Annotated in this window: 15 protein-coding genes; 11 read left to right on the top strand and 4 right to left on the bottom strand. The window is 42.1% G+C overall.

Translation table 11 applies throughout. The features are described 5' to 3' along the window. The first annotated feature begins 83 nt into the window (after window positions 1–83). Complete coding sequence (katG, locus tag IPM95_02370; GenBank protein ID MBK9328161.1) at window positions 84–2,303, top strand: catalase/peroxidase HPI; 2,220 nt, start codon at window positions 84–86, stop codon at window positions 2,301–2,303. A 24-nt stretch (window positions 2,304–2,327) separates the two neighbouring features. On the opposite strand, the gene IPM95_02365 is transcribed toward katG, so the two are convergent. The 4 genes from IPM95_02365 to IPM95_02350 form a co-directional block, all read right to left on the bottom strand. Next, window positions 2,328–3,140 (bottom strand): SDR family oxidoreductase, encoded by an 813-nt coding sequence (locus tag IPM95_02365; protein ID MBK9328160.1) that lies wholly within the window; start codon window positions 3,138–3,140, stop codon window positions 2,328–2,330. 147 nt (window positions 3,141–3,287) lie between these two features. Then, on the bottom strand, window positions 3,288–3,572 hold the full coding sequence (locus IPM95_02360) for a hypothetical protein (protein MBK9328159.1): 285 nt from the start codon (window positions 3,570–3,572) through the stop codon (window positions 3,288–3,290). After that, window positions 3,518–3,703, bottom strand: a complete 186-nt coding sequence (locus tag IPM95_02355) for a hypothetical protein (GenBank protein ID MBK9328158.1) — start codon at window positions 3,701–3,703, stop codon at window positions 3,518–3,520. Before IPM95_02355 ends, IPM95_02360 begins: the two co-directional genes overlap by 55 nt. Window positions 3,704–3,911: 208 nt before the next feature. Beyond that, window positions 3,912–4,643: a response regulator transcription factor gene (locus IPM95_02350; GenBank protein MBK9328157.1), complete on the bottom strand. Its 732-nt coding sequence runs from the start codon at window positions 4,641–4,643 to the stop codon at window positions 3,912–3,914. A gap of 263 nt (window positions 4,644–4,906) precedes the next feature. Here IPM95_02350 and IPM95_02345 point away from each other — a divergent pair, with 263 nt between their 5' ends. The 10 genes from IPM95_02345 to IPM95_02300 all read left to right on the top strand — a co-directional run bounded on the left by IPM95_02345 (window position 4,907) and on the right by IPM95_02300 (window position 16,013). Further along, a complete protein-coding gene (locus tag IPM95_02345) occupies window positions 4,907–5,509 on the top strand; it encodes a glutathione peroxidase (protein MBK9328156.1) in 603 nt (200 codons plus the stop codon). A gap of 209 nt (window positions 5,510–5,718) precedes the next feature. Next, window positions 5,719–6,309 (top strand): alpha/beta hydrolase, encoded by a 591-nt coding sequence (locus IPM95_02340; protein ID MBK9328155.1) that lies wholly within the window; start codon window positions 5,719–5,721, stop codon window positions 6,307–6,309. A 187-nt stretch (window positions 6,310–6,496) separates the two neighbouring features. Next, on the top strand, window positions 6,497–6,835 hold the full coding sequence (locus IPM95_02335) for a single-stranded DNA-binding protein (GenBank protein ID MBK9328154.1): 339 nt from the start codon (window positions 6,497–6,499) through the stop codon (window positions 6,833–6,835). A 241-nt stretch (window positions 6,836–7,076) separates the two neighbouring features. Further along, window positions 7,077–7,676, top strand: coding sequence for a GTP cyclohydrolase I FolE (gene folE, locus IPM95_02330; GenBank protein MBK9328153.1), 600 nt, complete (start codon window positions 7,077–7,079; stop codon window positions 7,674–7,676). Window positions 7,677–7,841: 165 nt separating this feature from the next. Beyond that, on the top strand, window positions 7,842–8,246 hold the full coding sequence (locus IPM95_02325) for a cytochrome c maturation protein CcmE (GenBank protein MBK9328152.1): 405 nt from the start codon (window positions 7,842–7,844) through the stop codon (window positions 8,244–8,246). A 48-nt stretch (window positions 8,247–8,294) separates the two neighbouring features. After that, window positions 8,295–10,703, top strand: a complete 2,409-nt coding sequence (gene ccsA, locus IPM95_02320) for a cytochrome c biogenesis protein CcsA (protein ID MBK9328151.1) — start codon at window positions 8,295–8,297, stop codon at window positions 10,701–10,703. Window positions 10,704–10,714: 11 nt separating this feature from the next. Then, entirely contained in the window at window positions 10,715–11,500 is a 786-nt protein-coding gene (locus tag IPM95_02315; GenBank protein MBK9328150.1) for a DUF2520 domain-containing protein, read from the top strand. A gap of 52 nt (window positions 11,501–11,552) precedes the next feature. Next, window positions 11,553–13,940 (top strand): Smr/MutS family protein, encoded by a 2,388-nt coding sequence (locus tag IPM95_02310; GenBank protein ID MBK9328149.1) that lies wholly within the window; start codon window positions 11,553–11,555, stop codon window positions 13,938–13,940. Window positions 13,941–13,990: 50 nt separating this feature from the next. Beyond that, window positions 13,991–14,794 (top strand): hypothetical protein, encoded by an 804-nt coding sequence (locus tag IPM95_02305; GenBank protein MBK9328148.1) that lies wholly within the window; start codon window positions 13,991–13,993, stop codon window positions 14,792–14,794. Next, window positions 14,754–16,013, top strand: coding sequence for a S8 family serine peptidase (locus IPM95_02300; GenBank protein MBK9328147.1), 1,260 nt, complete (start codon window positions 14,754–14,756; stop codon window positions 16,011–16,013). Before IPM95_02305 ends, IPM95_02300 begins: the two co-directional genes overlap by 41 nt. Window positions 16,014–16,236 lie beyond the last annotated feature (223 nt).

Raw genomic sequence — 16,236 nt, 5'->3', positions numbered from 1 at the left:
TCTGATAGTTATTATCTATGAGATAAATTGAACATAATGTACTAAATTGTACTTTAATTATTCTAAAAAAAATTAACCTCGTTATGGAAAACAGTAAAGATATGACCAACCCAACCGGTGAGTCCAAATGCCCGTTTTCGGGAGGAACGCTAAAACATAGTGCCGGCAGTGGCACGAGAAACCGTGACTGGTGGCCCAATCAATTAAAATTAAACATCCTCCGCCAACACTCTACCTTGTCCAATCCGATGGGTGAGCGGTTCAACTATGCAGAGGAATTCAGGAAACTTAACCTGAAGGCTGTGAAGAAAGATATCTTTGACCTGATGACCACGTCGCAAGATTGGTGGCCGGCCGATTATGGCCACTATGGGCCGTTCTTCATCAGGATGGCTTGGCACAGCGCAGGTACTTACCGTATCTCGGACGGCCGCGGTGGTGCGGGTTCCGGTACACAGCGGTTTGCACCACTCAACAGCTGGCCTGATAACGCAAACCTCGACAAGGCACGCCTGCTGTTGTGGCCCGTTAAACAAAAATACGGCAAAAAGATTTCTTGGGCTGACCTGATGATTCTAGCCGGCAATTGCGCCCTAGAATCGATGGGTTTTAAAACCTTCGGTTTCGGTGGCGGAAGGGAGGATGTTTGGGAACCTGAGGAAGATATCTACTGGGGTTCAGAAGACAAGTGGCTGGATGATAAACGCTATACCGGCGACCGTGAACTGGAAAATCCTTTAGCTGCCGTTCAGATGGGGTTGATTTATGTGAATCCGGAAGGTCCAAATGGAAATCCGGATCCGCTCCTGGCAGCCCGTGATATTCGGGAGACTTTTGGACGTATGGCGATGAATGACGAAGAAACGGTCGCGTTGATTGCCGGCGGTCATACGTTTGGCAAGACACACGGAGCCGCCGATCCGGGCAAATATGTAGGACCTGAGCCTGCTGCTGCGGACATCGAAGAGCAGAGCCTCGGCTGGAAAAATACCCTCGGCAGCGGGAATGGGGTCAATACCATTACAAGTGGCCTGGAAGGAGCCTGGACGACCACCCCGACGAAGTGGAGCAATAACTTTTTCTGGAACCTGTTCGGCTATGAATGGGAGCTGACTAAAAGCCCGGCCGGTGCGCACCAGTGGAAGCCGAAGCATGGCATGGGAGAAGCTACAGTGCCCGATGCACATGACCCTTCCAGACGCCATACACCCATTATGCTGACGACCGATCTCGCCTTGCGATTCGATCCGGCTTATGAGATAATATCGAGACGCTTTTTGGACAACCCTGACCAGTTTGCAGATGCCTTCGCACGAGCCTGGTATAAGCTGACACACCGCGATATGGGACCCATTGCACGTTATCTTGGCCCGGAAGTGCCTGCAAAAGCGCTGATATGGCAAGACCCCATACCGGCTGTCTCACATCCGCTCATTGACGAAAAGGACATCATGGTGCTAAAGGCAAAAATAATGGACTCGGGATTATCTGTTTCACAACTCGTATCAACGGCATGGGCATCCGCATCCACGTTCCGTGGTTCTGATAAGAGAGGTGGTGCCAACGGTGCCCGTATTCGCCTGGCACCACAAAAGGATTGGGAAGTCAACAATCCAGCTCAACTGGCGAATGTGTTGAGGGCGCTGGAGGGTATTCAAACTGAATTCAACACGGGTAGTAAAATCGTTTCACTTGCCGATTTGATTGTCCTGGCAGGATCTGCAGGCATTGAGAAGGCGGCTAAAAATGCCGGTTTTGATGTAACCGTTCCATTTATACCGGGCCGGGCCGATGCTGCTGCTGAAGAAACGGATGTAGACTCATTTGCTGTTCTGGAGCCGGCTGCTGACGGGTTCCGTAACTACTATAAACCCAAACATACCGCATCGGCAGAGGAAATGCTGGTGGATAAAGCACAGCTATTGTCGCTGACTGCGCCGGAGATGACGGCTTTGGTGGGAGGGATGCGTGTGCTGAACGCTAACTTCGACAACTCCAGAATCGGCATATTCACTGAGAGTCCGGAGGCACTCACCAACGACTTCTTTTTAAAACTGCTCGATACAGGCACTACCTGGAAGGCATCGCCGGGCACTCAGGGGGTGTTTGAGGGCAGAGACCGTAAAACAGGCGAATTAAAATGGACAGGTACCCGTGTCGATCTTATCTTTGGTTCGAATTCAGAACTTCGTGCTCTTGCAGAAGTGTATGCCTGTGAGGACTCAAAAGATAAATTTGTACACGACTTTGTCGCGGCATGGACCAAGGTGATGAACCTTGACCGTTTTGACTTTAAAAGGTGATACGAACACGTTTTGAAGCAGGATTCAGACCTTAAACACTTTCGCTATCACTTTATGATAGGTGTTGGGGAACATACGAACAATCCAGTCCAGCGCTTTGGCGTCATTTCCTATTAATATGCGGGGTTCATCTTTCCGGATACCTTTTATTATTACAGCTGCCGCTTTCTCGGGAGGCATTTTCAGTGCTTCTTTTTCAAATTTTGCCATAAGCGCTTTTGCCTCCTTCACATCCTGTGTCGCTGATATCCTGGAATTGCGGGCAATATTGGTTTTAATGCCACCCGGATGTACAGAGCTGACTTTCACATTCGTTTGCATTAATTCCGCTTTCAGCACGTCCGTAAATCCTTTTACGCCGAATTTTGCGGTACAATAGGCGGAGTTGGTCGGCATGCCTGCCAACCCGAATACGCTGGAGATATTGACGATATGCCCTTTATTTTGCTGCAACAGATGTGGCAGAAAGGCCTTTGTCATCCGCACCACTCCCCAGAGGTTGATGTTCATCAACCATTCAAAATCTTCCAGAGGAGTTTCTGTAAACGTTCCGGATGTCAATCCAACACCCGCATTGTTGATTAAAATGATTTCATCATCGGGGTGTTTTTGGATAATATCCACAGCAAACCGCTCTATTTGGGCCGAATCGGCGACATCCAGCATGTATTTTTCTGGTTTACCCTGAGCAAGTTCCAGTGTTTCGTCGAGGCTGCTCTCGTTTACATCACAGGCAATTACCTTTGCCCCTTCCGAGGCGGCCTGCAGTGTCAGTGCCCGCCCGATGCCGGATCCTGCACCGGTAATGATAACAAGGTTGTTTTGTAGCTGGCTCATATTGTATGTATTTATACAAACATACTAAAATCTGTGAGAAAGCAGAAGTATGTTCTTAAAGCCTGTATTTTAGTTGAAGAGTTGTTGTATAAAAAGGCATCGCAAGTGCGATGCCTTTTATTGGTTTATAGTATTACTGCCTGATTATTAAGCTGTTTTCTTGTATCCCAAAACCCATGCAATGACAGCACCAATAACAGCACCCATTACAGTGTTAACCAATACATCGGTTATGACAACCTGCCTGCCATAAAGATTCATGGTTGACCACATGCCTAAATCTACACTTAGGGCAATCAACAGCGAAATGGCGGAACCTGCCAGGGCACCGTTTTTAAGAGTGGTAATAGCTGCCCAATTGCTGAATATGATAGCCATCAGCAGGGTATAGGCAAAGCCTGCCACAAAAATACCAATAAGATTCGGCGGCATTTTTCCAGACCGGCATAATGCAGGGAATGTGCGGCATAGAAATCCGGCAATAAGAAGCCGTAAAAGAGCCATCCTAACAGAAAGGAAGCTACTGCGCCCGCCAGGGCTGCAATTAAAACTCTTGCATTCATAATTGTTTGATTTTAGTTCATTCAAATTAGTCTATTTGAACAGGATTATCAATTTGTTTTTATTAACAACACTATTTTCCGCCGTTGCGTATCTGATAACATTTAGTTTAATAAGTATTTGAATTTCATATACTTATTAAATAATTTAAAACTAATAATTTAAAATTTGGCTTATAGCCGGTAATTGATGATTAAGTGGAAAACTTAGTTAAGGAATGAACTTATAGCCGACACCACGCACGGTTTCAATGTGTTGTTTACCAACTTTTTTCCGAATTTTTTTTATATGTGTGTCAATGTTCCGGTCACCGACGATGATATCATCCCCCCATACTTTTAGCAGGATGTAGTTGCGTTTGAACACTTTTCCCGGGCGGGAGGTGAGGAGTACCACCAGCTGAAACTCTTTTTTGGATAGTTTCAGCGGTTCTCCTTTTTTGTAAATCATCACTTGTTCTTCATCAATCTCCAGGTTACCGTATTTTTTGATTTCTTTCGGGGTTTCTTCCTTGTCATAGCTGCGTCGCAGCAATGCTTTGATTCGGTGTGAAAACAGCCTGGAGCGGGAAGTTTTGGAAATAAACTCATCCGAACCGGATTCAAAAGCGGTGATTTGAGTAAAGTCATCCGAACGGTTGGAAAAGAATACAATAGGCAGTTTGGCCAAATTGGCATCTGCACGGATATCCCAGCAGATTTCTATGCCGTCCGCTTCATTCAGGTCAACTTCCAGAATAACCAGGTCAGGCTTTTCTTTCTTGATGACACTCACCAAATCCTTGGTTTTGGTTACCTCCGTGAATTTATAATTGTCTGTCTTGAAAGATTTAATCGTCTGCTCTATACTGGCTTTATCCTTATCGACAATAAGGATATGGTATTTTCTGGTTTCCGTGTTCTTTGAATCCATAAATTGTTTGTCACTACTAATGTATTCCATAAATACGGTATAAAAAGGTTATCTATATAAACAACGCACAAAATTCACACAAATTACAATAAATATTGATGCTACAATGTTGACCGGGTAAAAAATCAGTCCTATATCAAAATGGCATATTCCTTTTCTCCGCAAAAATCGTCTGTTTGGAATGATATTTGATTATTCTGGATGGATGGTGTTCTGTAGTGGTTTTTTGTTAAAATTAAACTACATTTGAACGAAACACCTTTAATTATTGTTTATTGCTTATGTTTAATAATATGAAATACAAATTAATTAAATTAAGTGCTGTCGTGCTCTCGCTTACAGCCATTACGATTAGTTGTAATGCCAGCAGCACAAAAGCCGAAGCCAGCGTTGCAGGTGCTTTGTCCGGTAAATCCGTTCATGATTTTACGCTTAAAGATATTGACGGAAAAGACGTTTCATTGGCTCAGTACAAAGGTAATATCATAGTGATTGTAAATACCGCCAGTCAATGCGGCCTGGTGGGGCAGTTTGCCGAACTGGAGGCTTTTTACAAGAAATACAAAGATAAAGGCGTAGTGGTATTGGGTTTTCCTGAAAACAATTTTATGGGACAGGAACCGTTAGATAATGCGGAAATAAAAGCGTTCTGTTCTAAAAATTACGGAGTGACCTTTCCTATTTTTTCCAAAATATCCGTAAAAGGGAAAGACATGGCACCCCTATACAAATTTCTGACCGACAAAAATGAAAATGGCGTGTTGGACGCACCCATTAAATGGAATTACCAGAAATTCATCATCGATAGAAATGGTTCTATCGTTGCCTCTGTGGCACCTAGAACGTCTGTGAATGATCCTGAATTTATGCAGTACATAGAAGACTTATTAAAATAAACTAAGTCTGAACTAAGAATCTTGGGCTTGGATTTATCCAAGCCTTTTTTTATTTTTAGCAATGCTCCTTGCGCGAACGATCATATTTCAGCCTAAGCGTTTACCCGCTCAATTTAAGTTTCAATCTGCACATCCGCTGTCGGAGTTCAAGTTTGATTTTTCTATAGGGGAACACAATTATCATATAAATGCGGTACACCTGAAAGCACCTGAATACCAAAGGTCTGGTTTTTTTTCTGCATGGTACCCTGAATCATATACAACACCATTTGCCTAAAGCGGATATTTTCATTCGGCACAATTATGATGTGGTTATCATGGATTATCCGACTTATGGAAAAAGCAAAGGCAGACTGACGGAAGATCTGCTGCATCAGGTTGTGGAAATTACTTTTAGAAAAACATTGGAGGCATTAAACTATTCCGGTAAGGTGATTCTGGTTGGCCGTTCGCTCGGTACGGCTTTGGCCAGCAAACTGGCCACTAAAATCCATCCGGAAAAGCTTATCCTGATTTCTCCATATTATAACATGCCTGATTTATTTCAGCATAAAGTGAAATTGTTTCCGTTTAAACGGTTGAAATTTAAACTGGAAAATGACCGTTTTTTAAAGGAGGTAGCCTGTGATACCTATATTTTTCATGGGAGCAGGGATAAACTGATTCCCATTCAACTATCCCAAAAGCTGATTCCTCTCTTAAAAACGGAAAAATACTTCATAGAAATCCCCGATGCGGATCATTTTAATGTCCATGAAACAGAAATTTATCAAAATACGATAAAAAATATCCTTTTATAATTCCTTGTTTTTCAATATCTTGTAATTTATTCGAAAAAAACATTCCCAAAAATTTATGGAATCCGTATGTTGTTTGTCTCTCAATGGGTGAAAGCAGCAAACAAGTAGTGTGTACTTAATCGCGAAAACAACCTTGTCCAATGCTTGAGTATAAATTGATTTTTTAACGTAATTAAAATTTAACAACATGTCAGCAATCAGAAATCAAGTACAGTTAATCGGAAACTTGGGAAAAAAACCAGAAATCAAAACCTTTGGACAGGACAAAAAAATGGCAACCTTCAGCATCGCTACGTCCGACTATTATTATGATAATAAAGGCGAGCGTCAGCAGCAGACTCAGTGGCACAATGTTATCGTATGGGGCAAGCAGGCAGAAACGGTTGAAAAATACCTGGACAAAGGCAGTGAAATTGCACTGAACGGAAAGATTACGTACCGTCACTACGATGATAAAAATGGCAACAAGCGCACGCTTACTGAAGTGGTAGCCAGTGACTTTCTTTTACTGAGCAAGAAAAACTAAGTTTCCTTGTCTCATCCCGCAGGTATACCGTGAACATACGTTTCAGTGTATCTGCGGGATTTTTTATTTAAAGGAGTTAATCATTGTCTTGAAATGAAGAAGTTATGAAGATGATACTCATTGCATCAAAGCAATTATTGACAGAAGAACAAACATGCGGGCAACTGCCTGACTGTGAAATTGACCAAACATAAAACAAAATTCATTTTTCCATGTTTTATTGTTTTTGTACCTTTAAAACATGAATGATATGGTATTAAATAATGGAACGGTCATTACACCGAATCCAACACTGGAAAGTCATTATGTAGAAATCCTGAAACTGATAGGTGAAGACCCTGCACGCGAAGGGTTATTAAAAACACCCCACCGCGTAGGAAAGGCGATGCAATACATCACTCACGGTTATAATATCGACCCGAAATCAATTCTGCAGTCTGCCCTTTTTCATGAAGATCAGAAAGAGATGGTTATTGTGAAAGATATTGAGTTGTATTCCATGTGTGAACATCATATGCTGCCGTTTTTTGGCAAAGCACATGTGGCTTATATCCCGAACGGAACCATCACCGGCCTGAGCAAAATCGCCCGGGTGGTGGATGCTTATGCCCGTCGATTACAGGTGCAGGAACGACTGACGACACAAATCAGGGATTGCATTCAGGATGCTTTGAATCCATTGGGGGTGGCTGTGGTGATTGAAGCCAGGCACATGTGTATGATGATGCGCGGGGTCCAAAAGCAAAATTCCACCACCACTACCTCTGCTTTTACCGGCGAATTTGAGAAACAGGCTACCCGCTCGGAATTTGTCAAATTGATCAGCGCCAAATTATCTTAATTTACCAATAGTTTAAGATAACACCGTAATATTCTTAAACCTGACTCCATTTAAATGCAGTCAGGTTTTTATGTTTATTCAGGTTTAAAATTATATAACCTTCAAAATGATTAAAATCGCTGAAAGTGGCGTATTTTTGAATACGCTAATACAGAACTGACTTTTATGAAACGAACACATATCATTGCCCTTCTTTTTATTGCCGTATTGGTGGCTTCCCTGACAGCTATGCTGGGGAAAGGATTTAGCCGTTATGACAGCTTTGAATCTTCTTATGCTAAAAAAGGGAAAGAGTTCACGGTCGTGGGGTATCTTAATAAGGAAAAGGCTATTGAATACGATCCTACAATTGATCCCAATAAATTTTCCATGTATGTGATTGATGAAAGAAAAGTGGAGAAAAAAGTGATTGTCTTAAAAGCCAAACCCAGAGATATCGAAAAATCGGAAAAGATAGTTATCACCGGAAAAATGAAAGGCGATGTTTTTGAGGCAAATGATATTTTGCTGAAATGCCCTTCAAAATATAAAAACAGAGAGGCGCAGGCGAATAATGGAAATGATATATAATCTCCGATTGCTTACTTTTTACTGCTCACCTCACCTCACCATTACAATATGAATATTCACGCTTTAGGTCAACATGTTTTGTTTGGGAAAGTCGGCCATTTCCTGATCATACTCTCTTTTGTTTCTTCATTAGCGGCCTGCATGGCATATTACATTGCTACCATTAACCGGAATGATGTCATTAAATCACATCCGTGGATCAGCTTTGGCAGAAAAATGTATATACTGCATGCCGTTTCGGTATTAGGTGTTTTGGGTAGTTTGTTGCTCATTATTCATAATCATTTCTTTGAATACAAATATGTATGGGAGCATACCTCTATGTCATTGCCTGCTTATTATCAGTTTTCCGCCATGTGGAGCGGGCAGGAGGGCAGTACGCTGCTTTGGATGTTCTGGCACGGCATTTTGGGGTGTGTGCTGATCTTTAAGGCCAGAGAGTGGGAGAGCCCGGTGTTGACCATTGTTGCCCTGGCTCAGGTCATGCTGGGTTCCATGTTGCTGGGTATTTATTTCTTCGGATATAAACTGGGTTCCAGTCCCTTTGCGCTGATAAAGGATACCATGGATATTCCGATTTATAAAATGAATCCGGACTGGGTGCCGGAAGATGGTACCGGTTTAAATCCTTCCCTGCAAAATTACTGGATGGTCATCCATCCACCCACCTTATTCCTGGGGTTTGCTGCCTGTACGATTCCGGCCGCTTTTGCCATTGCTTCCTTATGGGTGCGGAATTTTACAGATTGGGTAAAACCGGTGTTGCCGTGGAGTTTGTTTGCTTTAATGATATTGGGAACCGGTATTTTAATGGGTGGTGCCTGGGCTTACGAGGCCTTAAGCTTTGGCGGCTTCTGGGCCTGGGACCCGGTTGAGAATGCATCATTAGTGCCGTGGCTGGTGTTGGCAGCCGGCATTCATACACTCATGGCTTACAAGCATACAGGATATTCACTGCATGCAACGTACTTGTTTTTTATTGGGTCTTTTTTATTGGTATTATATTCTTCTTTCCTGACCAAAAGCGGCGTTTTGGGAGATGCATCCGTACATTCATTTACAGACATGGGAATGAGCGGACAATTAGTGGTCACTCTCCTTGTTTTCATAATTCCTGCCGTTTATTTGTTTGTCGAAAGAATGTATAAGAAGCAAATCCCTTCCAAGAAGGAGGAGGAGGAGTTATCGTCCAGAGAATTCTGGCTGTTCATCGGTTCACTGATATTCATATTTGCCTCCGTTCATATTATCGTGCTGACTTCTTTTCCGGTAATCAATAAAATATTCAATTCAAAGTTAGCTCCGCCATCAGACATTAAGAGCCACTACAACAATGTGCAGATATGGATGGCTGTATTGGTGGCGTTGGGTTCGGCGGCGACTCAGTTTTTCAAATACAAAAAATCGGATACGATAAAGATTATAAAACAGTTAGTGCCGGTAAACATACTATCGGTCGTATTGAGTATAGCTGCGGTTGTTGCTTACAGACTATACTCACCGGCATTTATATTACTTGTTTTTTGCGGCTTCTTTTCGATTTTTGCCAATACACAATACGTTTTTCAGGTGCTAAAAGGAAAGTGGAAAATTGCAGGAGGCTCCGTTTCTCATATCGGTTTTGCCGTAATGCTGATTGGTATCCTGATTTCTCAGGGCAGACAGGAAGTGTTGTCCGTTAATAAGTTTGGGATTGATTATGGCAAGGGATTTTCAGATAAGGATATCGCGGAAAATGTATTGCTTTACCAGAATGAACCTGAGCAAATGGGCAAGTACCGGGTCACTTATCTAGGCGATTCAACCTCTACACAGAATATCTATTTTAATGTCCGGTATGAAGAACTCGATAAGAATGGTAATGTAAGAAACGACTTTATTCTGCATCCAAATATTTTATTTAACAGCAAGATGGGTAACAATCCGGTGCCATCGACCCGAAAAACGTTAGGGTCTGATTTATATACACATATAACATCCGCACCTTTGAGAGAGGACGGCTCAGAGGTGCCTTCTAGTACTGATGAAACATATACCATCAGCGTTGGTGATACAATTACCGCTTCCCGTTGCATGGTGGTTCTCGAAGGAATCAATCCGGATGCGGAAATTAAAGGGTTTGAGAAGAAACCTAAAGATATCGCCATAGGCGCCCGAATGAAATATATTTCATTGGATACCACTTATTATATCGAGCCGGTTTATCTGGTAAGGGAAGTTTTCGCTACCAGCATTCCTGCAAAAGTGGAGGATAAGAATGTGAGTTTTTCTTTGGTGAAAATATTAACGGAAGAAAATAAACTGCAAATACTGGTGGAGCAGAAACTCAACAAGTATATTATCATGAAGGCTATCCGTTTTCCGCTTATCAATGTGTTGTGGTTAGGTTGTTTCATCATGGTATCCGGGATATTAATGAGCATCCTCAGACGTAAGCGGGAGAATCGGCCTGATTAAAGATTGAAACGTTGAAAGACACTATCCGTAAAATATCATTCATAGGCAGCGGCAATGTAGCCACACACCTGGCAAAGGCATTTGCTCAGAATGGTATTGTTGTCCGTCAGATATACAGCCAGACCTGCGATCATTCCGAAGTGCTGGCATGGCAGTCCAATTCCATTTACAGTTGTGATTTGAATGAACTGGATCTGGATGTGGATTTGCTGATTTTTGCGGTGAAGGATGATGTTATCAAGGATTTGTCAAAAGTGATATTGGCGAAGAAGCCCGATATAAAAGTGGTGCACACTTCCGGCACGGTCGGATTAGATGTGTTTGAAGGTGCAAAGAATGCCGGAATTTTCTATCCGTTGCAGTCTTTTTCCAAGACGAAGAGGATAGATATTTCTCAGGTACCATTCCTGATTACGTCTTACAACGCTGCGTTTAAGGAGGAGCTGCTGGGTTTGGCGAAAGTGCTGAGCAAGAAAGTGTATGAATACTCGGATGAACAGCGAAAGCATCTGCATATAGCAGCTGTTTTTGTCAACAATTTTTCCAATCATTTATTTGCTTTGGCACAGGATTATTGCGAAAAGCATCAGCTGGATTATCAGTTGCTGTTGCCCCTGATTCATGAAACAATCACCAAGATCGATACCATTACGCCGAAGAATGCTCAAACCGGACCGGCAATTAGAAACGATGCGGAAATTATAGATAAACATTTGCAAACCTTAAAAAAGGAAGATGATCATCTGTATCAGATTTATAGACTATTGACAGATTCAATTTTAAAAATGTACCGTTAATTTTAAGGCCTGCCACTTCCACTGAATCAGGCCTTCTTGCCAAATTTGTGAGATGATGAACATATATCCGAAAAATGTCCTCCAAAAATTAGAGTTTCCTTTTATCCTGAAGGAATTGGATAACCTATGTTCAGGAACATTGGGTAAAGATTTTCTGCAACGGCAGGATTTCATAAATAATATCACTGAATTGAACCGCCAGCTGCAATGTGTAAAAGAAGTAAAGGAGATTATAGAAAACGATTCACCCCTTCCGCAATATGGATTTAACACCTTGCCGTTTCTTCAGAAACTGTCCATCGATAACTATTACCTGGATGTAAAAGAATTGTCAGCTCTTTATTATTCGCTGAGTGCCGTCACCGAGCTTTTCAGGTTTTTCACGCCCAAGGCACGGCATCAGTTATATCCGTATCTGAGTGAAATGGTTGCTGCGTATAGCATTGAAACAGGTTTGATTGCCGCCATATCGAAAGTCATAGATTTATACAAGGAAACGGTAAAGGAAAATGCAACACCTGCATTATCAGGAATAAGAAGACAGATAAATGAAAAGATTCAGGAGATCAACGCCGTTTTCAGAAAAGCGGTCAATCAGTACAGACAGCATAATTATCTGGCTGAAACCGAAGAAACGGTTCGGGATGGCAGGCGTGTCTTATCCGTAAGGTCTGAATATAAACGAAGTATCAAAGGGTTGATTACAGATGAGAGTGACAACGGAAATATCACCTATATCGAACCCAATGAGACGGTTTATATCAATAATGAACTGGCACAGTTATATCTGGATGAGCGAAGGGAAATACAGAAGATACTGATACAGCTAACAAGATACATTCAGCCGCACAGGGAAAATATAGAGTCGCTCCAAATATTGATGGGGGAATTGGATGTGCTGCGCGCCAAAGCTTATTTTGCGATTCATTATAAATGTACCATGCCTGAATTAACAACGGAAAGGATGATATACCTGAGAGAATTTGTCCATCCCGTACTCTATTTTCATCACCAGAAACAACATAAACCGATCGTTGACAACTCTATTTTATTGGATGAAAAGAGCAGGATGATGGTCATATCCGGTCCGAATGCAGGCGGTAAGTCGATAATTCTTAAATCGGTAGGGCTGATACAGTTGATGCTGCAGTTCGGTATGCTGATTCCCGCAAGGGAAAATTCTGTCATGACGGTTTTTGACCAGCTCTTTGTTGATATTGGCGATGAACAGTCCATTGAAAATGATTTGAGTACCTACAGCTCACACCTGACGAATATGAATTACTTTCTGTCACATGCAAGCCCGAAGACTCTGGTGCTGATCGATGAAATGGGAATGGGCACCGACCCGGCATTGGGCGGCCCGATGGCGGAAGCTATTCTGGAGCAGATACATCAGAAAAAAGTGTTTGGGGTGATCACCACCCACTTTAATAATCTAAAGGTCTTTGCCGCCAATACGGAAAATATGCAAAGCGGCGCGATGGCGTTTGATACTAAAAACCTGAAGCCGCTTTACCAACTGCAGACCGGACAACCGGGCAGTTCCTTTACATTTGAAATTGCCAAAAAATCAGGACTTTCGGAGTATATCATAAATCGTGCAGCTGAAAAGACCGGAGGAAACAAAAAAGCCTTGGAGGATGTGTTGAATGACATCCAGACGGAAAAGCATTTTATCAAAGGACTTAGAAAAAATGTACAGGCGAAAGAGACGCAGCTGTCAGATCTCACTAATAGTTATGAGCAGTTGAATAAAGAGCTGGATAAGGAAAAAAAACGATTGTTAAAATTATACGAAGCGCGTTTGCTGGACAGATTTAATACAGAAAGCAGAAACCTTGAAAATGAAATGAGAGTATGGAAAGAACAGAAAAACGAAAAATCTAAATTCATAGAAGTCAGGAAATATATTGATGAGCAAAGGGAACAGATAGAGAAAAAACTGGATGACGATGTCTCCCATTCAACCATTCAGGCTGATGCTATAATCGAAGTGGGATCCCTCGTGAAACTGGAAGAGGGGGTGGAAACAGGCAGGGTGCTGGAATTAAAAAACAAGGTAGCACTGGTCGCTTTTGGCAATATTCAGACAAAAATAAAAGTACATCAGCTGGTGCCGGTGGGACAGGAGAAGAAAACTCCCGAATCAAAACGAAATACCTATTCCTCTAAAATACTCCTGGAAAAGAGTGAATTTGACTATAATCTGGACATCCGCGGACTGATGAAGGATGAGGCCATCACGGCACTTGATAATTTTATGGACAGGGCCATCATGTATGGAATTCATCATATTAAGGTCATTCACGGGAGGGGTACCGGAGCCTTAAAGCAGGCCGTACAGTTTTACCTGAAGAAATACCCTCATGTAAACAGATTTTACTACGAAAAAGAGCAATTTGGAGGCGATGGAATCACAATTGTGGAAATGAAATGATTGGCTTTTCAGAACAAAAAATCCTATATTTATACTAAATCTTATACTCTATGACAAAGCGTTTCCCTTTGTTGCTGTTTTTTATTGCAATCAGTGTACAGTTATTTTCAAAAATCAACTTTCAGCTTATTGATATTAACCCTGCCGGACTCAATAATACGCTGTCAAAACACAACTACGATGCATTCAGATATGATAACAGGGATTTCCTCGTTGTATTACCTACATTCAATTCCCCGGAATACCTGATACAAAATAACATGGAGATACAGTCGTATCTGGGAGACGGCTATTATCTGGTTTCGATGAACAGTGAAAATACAGCAGCCATATTTCAAAATGCTGTTTTTGAAAGGATAGGGTATATTTCACCGGAGTCCAAGATTCAATTATCATTGAAAGAATCCGGAACAGAGGTGAATCCGGTAACTGTTATGGTAGCTCCGGCTGTAAACAGGCAGGCTCTCGAGGCAGCGGCACAAAAGGCCGGTTTCAGTATTTCGGAATACGATGAAAAAAATAACCATTTTTCTGCGTATGTAAACAAGAGACAACTAAATCAGTTGTCAGAATTTCCTTTTGTCAGTTTTATTGGCCGCTATTATGAAAAGAAAAATATGCTCTATTACGAAGGCGGTCTGATGATGGGGGTGAATCAGATACAGGAACCTCAACCCTATAATTTCAACCTGAAAGGGAATGGAGTGAATGTTGGTGTTTGGGATGAAGGTACAGTAGGTACTAACTTTGAATTGCCGCCCTACAGGAATTATGTGGTAGATAAGAAATACAGCTTTTTGTCAGCAACAATGCATGCTACCTTATGTGGCCGGGGTTTTAGGTGCGGAAGGTAATTATTTTCAGCGCTATTCCATTGCACCAAGATCTAATTTGTTTTATTGGGATGTGGCAAATGATATAGTGAAGGAAGTTGCTGATGGAAAATCGACGTATGCCGTTGACATATCCAACCACTCTTACAACTTTGCTCCAACGAATTGCTACGAATCCGGATTGTATATTCCGGAAGCATCGGATCTGGATAAGGCGGCTAATCAGCATCCTACATTATTGCCGATTGTAGCCGTGGGAAATACGGCTGTCGGTTGTGTGGTGACGGATACCTTCAGTTCTGTAGATATTGGATTCCAGGGATGTAAAAACTCCATCACGGTCGGGTGGTTGTTTCCCAATGAACGAATCATTGAGAACAGCGGGAGAGGGCCTACCGCTGATGGTCGGTTGAAACCGGAATTGGTGGCAAAAGGATTTCAAGTCGGGACCGTTGGCCCAAACAATGCCATCCCTGCCATTGCATACGGTTCTTCTTTTGCGGCACCTCAGGTGGCAGGCCTGGCAGCATTGATTCACCAAAAGTACAGGCAGCAATTCGGCGCTTTTCCAAACGCTTCGCTGGTCAAGGCGTTGCTCTGCAATACAGCCAGAGATTTAGGGAACCCGGGACCTGATTATATCTTCGGATTTGGAATTCCAAATATTTTAAAGGCTATTGTATCACTGGATAATAATCAGTTTTTTGAAGATAATGTCAGTCAAGGTGTTTTTAAAACTCATGACATCGTTGTTCCTTCCGGAATGTTGAATTTGAATGTGACTGCAGATTGGACAGATAAAGAGGGCAGCCCAATTGCCTCTAAGGCGTTAGTGAATGATCTCGATTTGAAGCTTGTAACACCTGCAGGTGATACGGTGCTGCCATGGCTATTGAATCCTATGCAGTATAAGAATACAGCAACCAGAGGTGTTGATAATTTGAATAACATTGAACAGGTTACGGTTAGTTTTCCGCAGGCAGGCACCTATCAGATTGTTGTGAAAGGAAGTAATGTTCCGTTTGGGCCCCAGGATTATTCGGTTACGTATGCTTTCCAAAAGAGAGAGATTGAAATCACTCATCCCAATGGCGGTGAATTCCTGGATGCAGGTTCCTCTTCAGTTATTAAATGGATCAGAAACGGCATAGATTCATTGTGTAAAATTCAATTTTCGTCAGACAGCGGAGATATGGCAGAGTGTTGCAAACAATTATCAATTTTCCAGTCAAACTTATAAATGGACATTTCCTCTTTGCTCAGTGAAGACTGTTTAATAAAAATTATATCCGGACAAAATATCGATTCATCGGCTTCTATTTTACAATTGGCTCTCAAATATTTTACCCGTTAATTGGCCATACAGTATGTGACAGGACGATTAAGATAAGTTGGCCGGCAGTTACGGGTGCTACAGGCTATAAAGTATATTTATTTACAGACAGTGCCTGGACGTTAGTGGG

The organism is Sphingobacteriales bacterium, assembly GCA_016719635.1.
Taxonomy (GTDB): Bacteria; Bacteroidota; Bacteroidia; order Chitinophagales; family JADIYW01; genus JADJSS01.
Note: the sequence above shows the minus strand (reverse complement) of the source record. Positions and strands in the feature narration are given on the sequence as shown.

Bases quoted from the DNA above. Each gene is read 5' to 3' on its own strand.
- katG (MBK9328161.1), top strand. From the start codon at position 84: ATGGAAAACAGTAAAGATATGACCAACCCAACCGGTGAGTCCAAATGC.
- IPM95_02365 (MBK9328160.1), bottom strand. From the start codon at position 3,140: ATGAGCCAGCTACAAAACAACCTTGTTATCATTACCGGTGCAGGATCC.
- IPM95_02360 (MBK9328159.1), bottom strand. From the start codon at position 3,572: ATGCCGCCGAATCTTATTGGTATTTTTGTGGCAGGCTTTGCCTATACC.
- IPM95_02355 (MBK9328158.1), bottom strand. From the start codon at position 3,703: ATGAATGCAAGAGTTTTAATTGCAGCCCTGGCGGGCGCAGTAGCTTCC.
- IPM95_02350 (MBK9328157.1), bottom strand. From the start codon at position 4,643: ATGGAATACATTAGTAGTGACAAACAATTTATGGATTCAAAGAACACG.
- IPM95_02345 (MBK9328156.1), top strand. From the start codon at position 4,907: ATGAAATACAAATTAATTAAATTAAGTGCTGTCGTGCTCTCGCTTACA.
- IPM95_02335 (MBK9328154.1), top strand. From the start codon at position 6,497: ATGTCAGCAATCAGAAATCAAGTACAGTTAATCGGAAACTTGGGAAAA.
- folE (MBK9328153.1), top strand. From the start codon at position 7,077: ATGAATGATATGGTATTAAATAATGGAACGGTCATTACACCGAATCCA.
- IPM95_02325 (MBK9328152.1), top strand. From the start codon at position 7,842: ATGAAACGAACACATATCATTGCCCTTCTTTTTATTGCCGTATTGGTG.
- ccsA (MBK9328151.1), top strand. From the start codon at position 8,295: ATGAATATTCACGCTTTAGGTCAACATGTTTTGTTTGGGAAAGTCGGC.
- IPM95_02310 (MBK9328149.1), top strand. From the start codon at position 11,553: ATGATGAACATATATCCGAAAAATGTCCTCCAAAAATTAGAGTTTCCT.
- IPM95_02305 (MBK9328148.1), top strand. From the start codon at position 13,991: ATGACAAAGCGTTTCCCTTTGTTGCTGTTTTTTATTGCAATCAGTGTA.
- IPM95_02300 (MBK9328147.1), top strand. From the start codon at position 14,754: ATGCTACCTTATGTGGCCGGGGTTTTAGGTGCGGAAGGTAATTATTTT.